The organism is Endozoicomonas sp. (assembly GCF_051008435.1).
Taxonomy (GTDB): Bacteria; Pseudomonadota; Gammaproteobacteria; order Pseudomonadales; family Endozoicomonadaceae; genus Endozoicomonas_A.
Genome location: NZ_JBPCXO010000317.1, coordinates 1 through 12,283 on the forward strand (window position 1 = coordinate 1; position 12,283 = coordinate 12,283).

Annotated in this window: 9 protein-coding genes; 1 reads left to right on the forward strand and 8 read right to left on the reverse strand. The window is 45.1% G+C overall.

Annotation, left to right across the window (positions count from 1 at the left end):
- Positions 1 to 167 precede the first annotated feature (167 nt).
- The 8 genes from ACR2PX_RS16010 to ACR2PX_RS16045 form a co-directional block, all read right to left on the reverse strand.
- On the reverse strand, positions 168 to 1,337 hold the full coding sequence (locus tag ACR2PX_RS16010) for a cation:proton antiporter domain-containing protein (protein ID WP_434000357.1): 1,170 nt from the start codon (positions 1,335 to 1,337) through the stop codon (positions 168 to 170).
- Positions 1,338 to 1,627: 290 nt separating this feature from the next.
- A complete protein-coding gene (locus ACR2PX_RS16015) occupies positions 1,628 to 2,116 on the reverse strand; it encodes a DUF934 domain-containing protein (protein ID WP_434000358.1) in 489 nt (162 codons plus the stop codon).
- The gene (locus ACR2PX_RS16020; protein ID WP_434000359.1) at positions 2,100 to 3,755 is read right to left on the reverse strand and encodes a nitrite/sulfite reductase; all 1,656 of its coding nucleotides are present in this window, start codon (positions 3,753 to 3,755) and stop codon (positions 2,100 to 2,102) included. The genes ACR2PX_RS16015 and ACR2PX_RS16020 overlap by 17 nt, the downstream gene beginning before the upstream one ends.
- 301 nt (positions 3,756 to 4,056) lie before the next feature.
- Positions 4,057 to 5,595 carry a hypothetical protein gene (locus ACR2PX_RS16025; protein ID WP_434000360.1) on the reverse strand — a complete coding sequence of 513 codons (1,539 nt, stop codon included), beginning with the start codon at positions 5,593 to 5,595 and terminating at the stop codon, positions 4,057 to 4,059.
- Positions 5,596 to 5,989: 394 nt separating this feature from the next.
- Positions 5,990 to 6,190, reverse strand: coding sequence for a DUF2970 domain-containing protein (locus ACR2PX_RS16030; RefSeq protein ID WP_434000361.1), 201 nt, complete (start codon positions 6,188 to 6,190; stop codon positions 5,990 to 5,992).
- Positions 6,191 to 6,290: 100 nt separating this feature from the next.
- Positions 6,291 to 8,021, reverse strand: a complete 1,731-nt coding sequence (locus ACR2PX_RS16035; protein WP_434000362.1) for a hypothetical protein — start codon at positions 8,019 to 8,021, stop codon at positions 6,291 to 6,293.
- A 43-nt stretch (positions 8,022 to 8,064) separates the two neighbouring features.
- The gene (locus ACR2PX_RS16040) at positions 8,065 to 9,531 is read right to left on the reverse strand and encodes a hypothetical protein (RefSeq protein WP_434000363.1); all 1,467 of its coding nucleotides are present in this window, start codon (positions 9,529 to 9,531) and stop codon (positions 8,065 to 8,067) included.
- A gap of 238 nt (positions 9,532 to 9,769) precedes the next feature.
- Complete coding sequence (locus ACR2PX_RS16045) at positions 9,770 to 11,731, reverse strand: cation:proton antiporter (protein ID WP_434000364.1); 1,962 nt, start codon at positions 11,729 to 11,731, stop codon at positions 9,770 to 9,772.
- 144 nt (positions 11,732 to 11,875) lie between these two features.
- On the opposite strand from ACR2PX_RS16045, the gene ACR2PX_RS16050 reads away from it, so the two are divergent.
- Positions 11,876 to 12,145: a glutaredoxin family protein gene (locus ACR2PX_RS16050; protein WP_434000365.1), complete on the forward strand. Its 270-nt coding sequence runs from the start codon at positions 11,876 to 11,878 to the stop codon at positions 12,143 to 12,145.
- Positions 12,146 to 12,283: the final 138 nt, after the last annotated feature.

Consider the following 12,283-nt stretch of genomic DNA (forward strand, 5'->3'; position numbering starts at 1 on the left):
AAGAAGTGGTATTAGTAGCTTGTTTTTAGTGAGAAAGCCGAGGCCAGGTAGGCCCCGGATTGTAAAGATGTCTAAAACCCGGTATCCAGTTAATCGCAATGCTGCACCGCTTAAGTGAACAGCATTGCGCTGATCATGCGGGGTTTTTTCTAGCCTTACAAAGCATTTCAGTCTCTTCGCAACTTTTCAGACACTGCGATAGGAGACTCATAATTAAATACAACAATGTACGAAGAGATGATCAAGGTTAAGATCGCTGTTGCCTGTACAACATGAGCTGCAATCTCTCCCATAAGCATCTGTCCTGCTGCCAGCACTGCAATCAGAATAGAAAATTCGCTGGTCTGCCCCAGTCTGAAACCCACTTCCCAGGCAGTCGATTTCTTTTCATTGGCTCTGAGTAGAACTCCAAATGTCGTCGGCTTAAGAAGCAGACAAATTGCTGTCATAATCAGGGCAGGTACCCAGACTTGATCAATCAGGCTGAGATTGAAACTGGCACCAATTGAAAAGAAGAACAGTACCAGGAAAAAATCCCTCAATGGCTTAAGATTAATCGCTATATATTGTGAAATCGGACTGGTTGCTATGCTGACTCCGGCTATAAAGGCGCCAATTTCATAAGACAAATTCAAGGCATGCGCTAACTCGGCAAAGCCCAGACACCAGCCAATAGCTAGCAGAAACATGTATTCATGGAAGCGGTCAAAGCGTGCCATCAAGGGTAAAAGCGCGTAGCGAACAGCAAGAAAAGCAGCTGCAATAATCATCGGCAGGGCGGCAAGGGCCATCAAAACATCCATTTTGCTGTTGGCAAAGCCTCCATCGAAGTTATAAAGCAAGAGCAGAACCAGAATGGCCAGTAGATCTTGAAGAAGCAACAGGCTGACAAGAATCTCGCCGGTGTGCTTGTGATGAAGAACCGTGGTTGGCAATAATTTAATGCCAATAATGGTACTGGAGAACATCATCGTGGCGCCGGTAATGATGGCTTCTTTTTGTGTGAAACCAAAAGCCAGACCCAGACCGTAACCTGTCAAAGCAAATATAATGGAGCTGATTAGTCCCACTGTGGCCGTTTTTTTCAACAAATGTCCCAGGTGGCCTGGCTGCATATCAAGCCCCAGCAGGAACAACAGGAATATGATTCCGACATGGGCAATATCATTTAATAGCCCGGTATCAGTGACCATTTCCATGCCATAAGGACCTAGAAAAGCACCCAATACAATATAAGCGACCAGTAGAGGTTGACGGGTAAACAGTGCAGCGGTAGCTAGTACAGCAGCACCACTAAAAATAAGAAAGAAAGAGAATAGCAGGGAACCACTTTCCATTAGACTCGCCAAATAAATGATTGTTTATAAATAGGGCTCTTCCAGCCCGCATTTTGGATGAAGCTAAAAGATCAAGTATATACCTAAGGAGCCCGTCGGACTTAAGCTTTAGTACATTCTTTCTGAAATTAAGGCTTAAAATTGACTGGTTTCTGACAGGCCCTAGCTATGAGCCCAATAAGGTCGAGTTAAGGAGTGTGGCAGGCGGTCTGGCTATTACATCGGTTAAAGCCGCTGAGAAGAAAAAAGAAAAGAGCAGGGCTGCTGGTTGCAGCCTTTATAATGAAGGATCAGGCTCTCTTTCGGTACAAAGGTTCAGGGTCATCAGTGCTTCCCTGATACCTGAGGGTGAAAGTATCCAGGGCCTTGATGGCATCCTCAGCCTTTTGATCTTCTCTCAGGTAATAGCTCGAAAAACCGCATCGTTTCATCATAAAGATCTGATCGGTGAGCACGTCACCGATAGCTCTTATGTCTCCCTGATACTGATAGCGCTCCCTGAGCAGGCGGCACAGAGAGTAGCCCCTGCCATCCATGAACTTAGGAAAATTGATCGTGATCAGGTCGAAGCGGGACAATGCATCCGCGTAAGCTTCTACTTCATCATCACTATCAAGAAACAAACCTGTCTGCTGCTCTTGATCAAGCAATTCCTTGTGTTGCTCCAGGTTCTTTGCTGGTATCAGCAGAATGTCTGAAGAGCCATTGCTGTCGGTTTCGGATTCCAGAATGAGGAAGTCTTCCTCAAAGACTTCATTATTCTTAAGCAGCCTGGCCATACACACGCTCCTTGAAAGGGGTTATGCCAATGCGCTGGCAGGTATCAATAAACAGTTCATCTTCATGACGCTGTTCTACATAAACACCGAGGATCTTTTCCAGGACGGAAGGGACTTCCTCACGCTTGAATGAAGGTCCAAGGATCTTGCCCAGAGCAGCTGCTTTGGCCGCCGAACCACCTACCTGAATCTGATAATACTCAATGCCTTTCCTGTCGACACCAAGAATGCCGATATGACCCACGTGATGATGAGCGCAGGCATTCATACAACCAGAAATATTCAGGTCCAGCTCTCCGACATCATGGAGGTAGTCAATATCGTCAAACTTGCGCTGAATCTCTTCTGCCAATGGAATAGAACGAGCATTGGCCAGTGCACAGAAATCACCACCCGGGCAGCAGATCATGTCGGTTAACAAACCACGGTTGGCTGTACCCAGACCGACAGCAGACAGTTTTTCCCAGAGCTCAATCAGTGCTGTTTGTTCAACATCCGCGAGAATCAGATTTTGCTCATGGCTAACTCTGAGTTCTCCCAAACTGTATTGATCTGCCAGGTCGGCAATAACATCCAGCTGTTCTGCAGAAACATCACCAGGAGCATCGCCAGTGGCTTTAAGGGTCAGGGTGACCGCACTGTAGCCTGGTTTCTTATGTGGGAATACATTCTGCTTCAACCAGGATTGAAAACCTGCCGGAGCTCTCAAAGCCAGATCATTAAAGTCCTGATCGGTGAGGCCCTTATATTCAGGATCAATGAAATGTTGGCTGACACGCTGAATTTCTGTTTGTGGCAATAGGGACGCACTGTCTTTGATCTGTTCCCATTCGGCTTCCACTTTCTCAGTGAAAACTTCAGGCGTCATGGCTTTAACAAGAATCTTGATGCGTGCTTTGTATTTATTATCCCGACGACCGTAGCGATTATAAACTCTGAGGATAGCGTCAAGGTAAGTCAATAAATGCTCAGGCTCTATGGATTCCCTGACCACACTGGCAACCATAGGCGTTCGTCCTAATCCACCACCGGCAAGGATTTTGAATCGAACATTGCCACTGTTGTCACGGAAGGCGTGAACACCGATATCATGCACCATTGTTGCAGCACGATCTTCTTCAGAACCACAGACGGCGATTTTGAATTTACGGGGCAAAAAAGCGAATTCTGGATGGAATGTTGACCATTGACGGATGATTTCACACCAGGGTCTTGGATCTACTATCTCATCACGAGCAACACCTGCAAATTGGTCCGTAGTGGTGTTACGAATACAAGCTCCACTGGTTTGGACTGCGTGCATTTCAACTTCCGCCAGATCGGCCAGAATGTCCGGAACCTGATCAAGTAAAGGCCAGTTGAGCTGAACGTTCTGACGGGTTGTGAAGTGCACATAACCCTTGTCATATTTGCGTGAAATCTCCGAGAGTCGTCTGACTTGACGGGTATTCAGTAAGCCATAAGGAATGGCAATCCTCAGCATAGGGGCAAATCGCTGAACATAGAGACCGTTCTGCAAGCGAAGGGGTAAAAACTCGTCTTCTGCGATTTCACCGGCGAGGTAACGTCGAGTCTGGTCCCTGAACTGACTCACTCTTTCGTCGACGATGCGCTGATCGTACTCATCGTATTTATACATGGGAATCATTTATTCTAATTGAGTTGGCGAGCTATCCAGAAATCTGTTTCATGCTCGATTCAGATTCCAGCCACGACCAGGAGCCCAAACGATACCAGCAAAATAGGCTTTAGTAATAAAAAATTTTTTTATATAACTAGATGAAAACAGCATATCTGTTTTGACCAATGCATGAATGAAGGGGATTCTGAGGGTGTTTTTGTTTGGGTTTAGGGGGCTGAAGCCCAATGAAACAAAAAGTTACGATAAGGACCTCAGCCCCAAATGAGAAGGGGTATTAGGTTTAAACTAAAATATCATTTCACTTATCTTCTTCTTCCTCGTTGGCAGGCAACTCTAGTTTTCCATCTTTTCCTAGTCGCCTCTCGGGCTGAGCTTTTGAGGGGTCACTGACAGCTTGAACTACCCTGACGTTGTTCGGCAGTCCTGTAACTCTAATGCCTGGCCCTGCTACAAGTTGTTGCCCACCTTGCCCAACTTGAGCAACACTGTAAAAATTGAAGGAATCCGCATAGGTCACTCCGGGTAATGGTGGCCGGTACTCCTTTGCAAGTTGATGTGCCGCTAACCGCGAGTTTAGTGTACTTACTTTTTTTCTTTTAGGCTGATATGCAACTATCTTGGTTCCTTTAACCATATCTTGGGTTGCGACTATTTCATCAAAAGCACTGCTGACTTCTGGAGAAAAACGGTACCCCATTCTCTGAAGAATTCTCTTGAGTTCGTCAGGCAACTTCTCTCCCATTCTGTTTTTCCAGCTTTGAAGTAACTTTTTGGTTCTAAGCTGCCCTTTTTTATTAATATTGTTTTTCAAGAAAATGTCTTTTCCTTGGAAATCACCTTGAGTTTGAAGTAAAGCCCGATGAATGGAATACATTTCATCCGCATTAACTACCTCTTTTGCTAACCAGTTCATGATAGTTTCCAGAGCTTCAAGATTTGCTGCTGTAGCCGCATCGGGTGATTGCGGAGTGAGAGGTACAAATAGCATATTTACTTGTACCATTCGCTCACTATGGGTCAAATTGTCAACAATGCTATCCAGATAGAACTGTTTGGATAATGGCATTTGGGGCAGTTGTTTGATGGCTAAATCTATCTTGCTTCCATCTCTGATTAACCAAGGAGAACCTATAGAGCCAGCTATTTCAGAGATGGCATCCAACTGATTAAATAGCGGGATCTGAGCATTACCATAAGTAGGAGGAGGTTTTTTTTTGCTGTATGGAGTGTCTTGTTCATTATCAGGATAATCAGAGTAAAGTGATGATAAATCATCTTCTCTGGTAGCAGGAGAACGGCCCTCATCAGAGGAGGTTATAACCACGGCCGACAGCTTGAGGTTCTCCAACTGCAAACTGTCTTTATTGCTTCTTTCTTGTTCTTGCTTGATTGCACCTAGATGTATTTTTCTCCCATCGATACTGACAATAGAGTGAAGTAAAGCGTCAGAGTCAGAGGAAAGAGATAATCGAACAAAGTGACCACTGCCGCTTTGAACATTTCTGTCTTCCAGCCAAAAAATAAGGTCATTTTCCATTGAGGTATCAATTGGGAATATCGAACCATCAGGGAAAACAATATTATTACCCTGTATGTCATCCAGTGACAAATAAAGTTTCAACCAACCACTATGACGAGGAGTTAGTTGTGTCAGAGTGTCGTCTGTCATTACATCAAAGCCTTCAAATCCAAGCAGGACTTTTTCTTCACTTAGCATCAACCCATGAGAACTCAGAGTAATATTTTCAGGCTCTTCAAAAGCAAAAGTACACTGAAAAGAAAATACTGTAAGTAAGGCTGGTAAACCGAGAAGGCTAAAAAGTGGCTTACTTGTCATCGTAATCCTATGCTATTTGGTTTAGGAACCCAAAATATAGGCATACACTGGCAGATAGCAACGTTGATGCTGTCCGTGATAGGGGCGTTTGCTGAGTTTGTAAGTAGAATTTCTTACGGAAGAGCAAAAGAATCGCTATGCCCGTTTTTCAGGGGAAGCCGACGAAGCCCAGCTTGCCAGATATTTTCATCTGGACAATAACGAAAACGAGAGCAGTTGCCTGAAAGGAGATAATCAGCTAGTTTGGGGTAACACTAATGAACTACTGATTGAGGGGACGAGAAATGGCTCAGGGAAAACCCATGAAAGACAGTACCGTAGATGCAATGGCCGCAATATCAATCATAATGCTGATCGTTGTTACTGCCGTTTACTGGGTCAGTCAGCAATAAGTTCAACCCGCCAGACTGAGCACCAGTTTCACTACCAGCACCAGCACCAGAATAAAGAGTGCCGTTCCGATTATTCCGGCGATAATGAAGTGCGCCGGCCGGCCTTCCGAAAAATCCCGCGCCCTGTTTTTATCACTTTGGACACCAAATGCCGACGCCAGAGCACTCTGAAGCGTGGATATAAAGCCTGTACCTTTAGCCATGACAAATCTCTAATCAGCCCGTCCATTTCATCTTATTACATCCTGAGAGTGAAATGGCAAGTGATTAGAGATACCAATAATCTACTCTATTCAGTCAGTCTTATCTGAGTATTGTTGTATGGAAATAAAACTCTATGACTGTCCCAATAACAGTTGCAGCATACATCATCATATATTTTGCATAACGACTACTAAATCCAGTCGCAAAGGCTTTACTGTACTGGTAATTTGCCGCACTCATCATTAAAGCTCCCCCTGTGAGCACGGTGTAACGCGTTAAATCACTACTACCCTGCGCGATCATATACTTGTCAACGCCATCAACCAGAGCATAACCAGCCCCTTTGGTATAATGCCTCCCAACAACAGTCAAGCCCACTCTGCTGCATACTTGACCTATGGTCGCCTGGGTAATAGCTGAAGGTAGATAGGATAGGCCAGACTGCACTTTCATTGCTGGCTCAGTCCCTATAGCAGGTTTCATCGTCATGTCTGCTTCACCCAGAAGTCTGTGAAAAAACAGCTGTATACAACTGCCATTGGTACTGATTGAGCAGGAAAGAAGATGATCAGCTGGAATCGCTTTAAGAAGATGATTAGCGTAATTGTTACCTGTCAGAACAGAAACCACCAGCTTGGCACCGTAGGGCATAGCCGTTACCAGACTAGTGAAAACTGAGGCCTTCATTTTTCTTATTTCAGGATCACTTTCATCAGCAAACAACCGATATTCACCCAATTCACTCAATGCTTTGGTCGCAATATTGGCAAAGAGTTTCCAGGCGAAGAAAACGCGAACATCGGCCTGGCTCATCTTCTTTTTATTCAGTACGAGATCATTCCAATAGTATTTGTAGGTTACATAGATGGCTGCAGCTAATGAGTAGGCTGTTGCGTCAGCCTGAGGAGTCACCAGAACCAGGTTATGATCGTTAATCACTCTGGGTAAGCTATCGCCCAGTGCAAGAATCTCTGCCAGTACTTGAGTATTGGCAAAGTGTGAATAGTATCCATAACTGGTATTTATGGTTCCTGCATAGAAAAGCAGTGAGTTTAAAAGATCAAGAAGCAGAGGTAATGATTTACCGGTGTAGTAGATAATGTTATTGCGCAGTACCAAAGTGTCAGAAGTGTGTATGTTTTGATAAATAGACAGCTTCTCATACCAGTTTGGTTCAAGAGCAGGAAGGTCAGATTCAGAAAGTGCCGGGAACGTTTCTGAACTCATCGAACCATCTACAGTAGGGCTGGGTCTGGGGATGTAACTGGAGCTTGGTGTTGGGCAGGGATAGTCTCTCTCACAAAATGGTTCTGATTGTTCTTTTTCCTGGCTATTATTGCCTTCAGGTTTGCTTGTCAGGTTTTCAACGGTTTCTGTTGTTACTGGCCCAAATTCCGTTAGAACTTTGAATTGATATATTGCAACAACAGGTTCATCTGGCAGATCTTTCTCAGAAAAATGAATCTGCATTTCACATTCGTGTGTAGTTTGATCACATTCAAGCACATAACTTTGAGCCAGCTCTCGTCCTTTATTGTGCGTATGCAGTTCATTTTGCACATAAGCCATGGCATTAATCATGCTCATTGCCGGCAGCCTGAGAACAACCGCATTGTCGGTGTTCTTATTACTGTTTGAGTTGGTTTCAAAGATACCTTGAAACGAACTTGCTTCCTTATCCAGCAGCTTATTAAAAAGTTGTTGGGCCTCAGGCATGACTGTAGGCTTTAATATTGGAATACTGTCTTCATGACTGCTAACTGCTATCGACTCAATACTCAATAACAAAAATATTGCCAATAAAAAAGGTAGTCTGACCATTGATTGCATGGAGCATCCTTAAACAACAGAACGGCTTAAATTATTATTGGGCCTAATGAGCGATGGCTTTGACATCAGGATTCACTCTTGGCTTGCACACGTAGTCATAATTGCCCATAACTGTGTGCCCAAGTGCCAGGATTTTTCCTGCAGCAGGGTAAGAGTGACTGACCAGTGTGGATCCGCCTTCGTAGATCATGATCAACCCGGAACCATGGACAAAATTTGTCATAAGTAATCCAGGGAAATAATAGAGGTTAAGATAAAGTGAGCCTGCAGTTAAAGCGCCACCCATAGTCAAACCCGCTGTATCTTTTGCCACGGGGTGATCAAACATGTTTCGCCCCATAGTGATCGCCATTTCAGTGCCTACCAGACCAGAGGCTTCAGCGGCATTTGTGAGGTATATCCAGGTCAGACCACTGGAATATTTCAGTAAAGCCAGACCGCTGATGCTAGCTACAGAAACAGAAGCTACCCCTTTACACAAAACCAGCTTTTCTGACTCTTCATAATGGGAGTAGGGCAAAACCTGATCAAAATTTGCCATGCAATAGTTTTCAAGCGAGCCAATACTTTCGTACGCTGCGCTGATCATAAGGCCTGCAGAGAGAGACACATGGTAGTATTTTCTACCAACATAATGGGCCATGGCCCAAGAGAATCTCTCCATATCACCCGCATTGATCCCCTGAAGTGCTTCCGAATTAAGCAATCCGGTTTTGACCACGCCCGCCAGTGCTGCGGTATAGATAATGGCTACATCCCTAGATGCTGCAGCAGTCGCTTCATAGTTTGTGTAGCCTTTACTCAGATAGTTATTCTTGAAACGGGTTCTGAGTGCTGACGCCATATTGCTGGTAAAACCAATGGACTTGGCTCCAATAGCGAAGTTCTCAAGAGAATTCACGCCTGGCCCTGGAGATGGATTATTCGCATTATAAAGATCAGCCAGTAGATTCAATCCTGCAAATGAAAGCCCTGTGATGGCATAGCCTGCTGCAGACTCCTCTTTGTACAGTTGGGTACTGTTACTGCCAACAGTTGCTATGTGATTGGCTGTTTTTTCAACCTTACGGTTTTTTACAGGTGGTAAAGCGTATTCATTGGTATAACTGGTCTGGGGAATTGACCAGGAGAGAATGATGACCAGATTCAGAAGAAAGACTGGCTTGTGCCAGTAATTATCTGGATTGACCCCACCAGCCATAAAATAAGTCAATGCCGCGCCGGGAATGGCAAATACGCCTAATTTGAGTAAAGAAGTCCACGACTGGCTGTTAAACTCATCATAATTTGTCTGGTAGTCCTTACAAAAGAAGGACTCTTCCTGCTGAATGATGGTGACATTCTCAGGAGGCTCTGATGCAGGAGGAGTGGCATGATCGTCCATCCCTGAGATATAGGACGGCAGATGAAAATCGAAGAAGTAAGCATGGCTTTCAAGAGGTTTAGTGATCAGGATCAACATCAGCAAAAAACACAAAGGTAGAAAGCGCTGAGTCGATCGAGTAGCCATATATTCACCTGAATTATATAAGTTTCTGCTAACTCCTTGTTTTTTTCTAAGTCCTTAGGAAGAAATATTATAGTGGCTGTTTGAATCACTATGCGGTCATTCTTGTATCGGATTGAAATTAATTAACTTATTTTTATTATGTAAGTTTTTATTCATTTCCATAGAGAATTATGGACGGCAGGGCGGTCTTTGAGAGCAGAATACATACGCAGCCCTTATTTCAGGGCTGCTGCTTCGATCAGATAAGATTTTTTTCGGATTGCTGCATGGGAGCAAGAGGGCCTGTCAAAATGACAATGTCGTCCTGCTCAAGGGTCTCGACTTCTCCGGGATCCAGGCTTTGTCCTCCACGTTTTACCTCAACAACAGAGACATCTTTCTCCAGGGGTAATTCACAAGGATTCAACCCTTCACAGGTGTTGCCACTGCAGACGTTCACCGCATGACGCAAAGAAGTTTCGTCACTATCAGCCAGCACATCTTCGTAGCCAGGGTAGTAGCTATTGAGAATATCGTACTGCTTTTCTCTGGCCGTATGGATTTTACCTCTGACCTGATTCCGGTCCATACCGAGCATGAGTAGTACATGCTTAACAATCAGCAGGCTGGACTCAAGCACTTCTGGAATGACTGCGGTTGCACCAGCGTCCTTGAGAGTGGCTGTCAGAGTGTCATCACGAGTTCTCACCAGAATAGGAATATCGTGATAATGAGAGCGAACTGTTTTGACAATTTCCAGGGCATTCTCACTGCGATCGATGCAGACAATGACCTGTTTTGCACGTTTCAAACCGACTGACTCCAGCAGTTCAAGTCGACGGCAGTCACCGTAAAATACCGGTTCTCCAGCCAGACCGGCTTCATGAACATGGAGCGGATCATCATCTATAGCGATAAAGGCTAATTTCTCTTGCCCAAGAAATCGGCTGATGGTTTGTCCCACACGGCCATAACCACAAATCAGGGTGTGTTGATTGATATGGGATACCCGTTGCTCAATATCGCCCTGATCAATCTGTGATTGTATGGCTTCCTGTTTCTTGTAAAGGATATTGACGATTCGACTGCTGTTTCTGATAAGCAGAGGCGCAATGATCATAGACAGTATGGTGATCGCAAGAACCACTGAAGCTCTCTCGCCGCCTGTCTGCCCATACTGTGTAGCCAGAGCAATCAGTGCAAAGCAGAATTCTCCACCTTGAGCCAGCGCCAGACCGGTTTTAAGAGACGTACTCTTTTTCTCTTTCAGAATTCTCGCCAGAAGGGTGATGACACCCAGCTTGAAGATAACCAGACCCACTGTGCCCAGAATGATCGCAGGCCAGAATTTCAGCAGGATGTTTAAATCCAGCATCAGGCCTACAGAAACAAAGAACAGCCCCAGCAAAATATCCCGGAAAGGCCGAATATCAGCTTCAACCTGGTGTTTGTAATTGCTTTCTCCCATCATCATGCCGGCAATGAATCCGCCCAGTGCCATAGACAAACCCAGCACGTGGGTTAACCAGGCCGCCATTAATGCAATCATGAGAGCGGTCAGTACAAAAAGTTCTTCGGATCGCGCTCTTGCCACCTCATTAAAGACTCGAGGCAGAACCCATTTTCCAATGGCCATCATGGCCAGAACAAACAGCAAACCCTTGAACAGAGCCATGCTGATGGTGGTGAGAACAGACTTATCACCGGCTCCAGCCAGAGCAGGTACCAGAATAAGGAACAATACCGCCGCAATGTCCTGGAACAAAAGCACACCAATGGCCATTTGTCCCTGACGGCTGCGAATCTCATTACTCTGGGTGAGTTCCTTGGAAACAATGGCGGTAGAAGATAAGGCCAGCGCTGCCGCGACTATCAACGCTTCTTTTACAGGTGTCCCGACTACCAGCAGAGCAGCAAATATTCCAGCCCCGCAGAGTAAGACCTGAACCCCTCCGAGCCCAAAAACTTCCCGTTTCATGGACTTGATACGTTTAAGGGAAAACTCAAGACCCAGTGTGAACAAAAGGAAAACAACGCCTATTTCGGCCAGCAGGCTGATATCAAAGCTATGATCAATTAAGCCAGTAGCGGTGGGGCCTACTACGATACCTACTGCCAGATAGCCGAGGCTTTCTGGTAGATTCAGGCGATGAAACAACGCTATGGCTCCCACGGAGAGAGCCAGAATTAACATCAATTGATTGAAAAAGGTAAAGTCCATCGTTAGTCAGACCTGGTTATCTTTATTGGACTGGAAGAAAGTTCAATACAGAGCCTGCTCAACAGGAAATCAGGCAGGCTCCATAAATCGGTGCGAACTGGTACAATTGTACCTGACTTAGTCTCCCGCTGTTCAGGAAAACTTGTGCTGCACTTATCTCTCTATACCACATCCGGTTGCCATCTGTGTGATCACGCAGAGGAATTCCTTAATATTCTCGGCCAACATCCACAACTTCATAGCCAATTCCATTGGTCTTCGGTCGAAATCAGTGAATCTGATGCTTTGATTGAACGTTATGGTGTGAGAATTCCGGTTATAGCCACGGACACGGGTGAAGAAATCAGCTGGCCATTCGAGATGGAGCAACTGGGTGAATGGATATACAACCACATGGTCGACCCAAACCTGTAAAAATACTGTCTACTAGGAGTCTGTCGGACTTAGCCGACCGTAGCGAGAAAAAGTCCGGTTTGAGACAGTTTTTATGATTATTTGAGGCGAATAGCGAGCTATTCAACGAAAAGAATCATAAAAAATGGCCAAATCCGG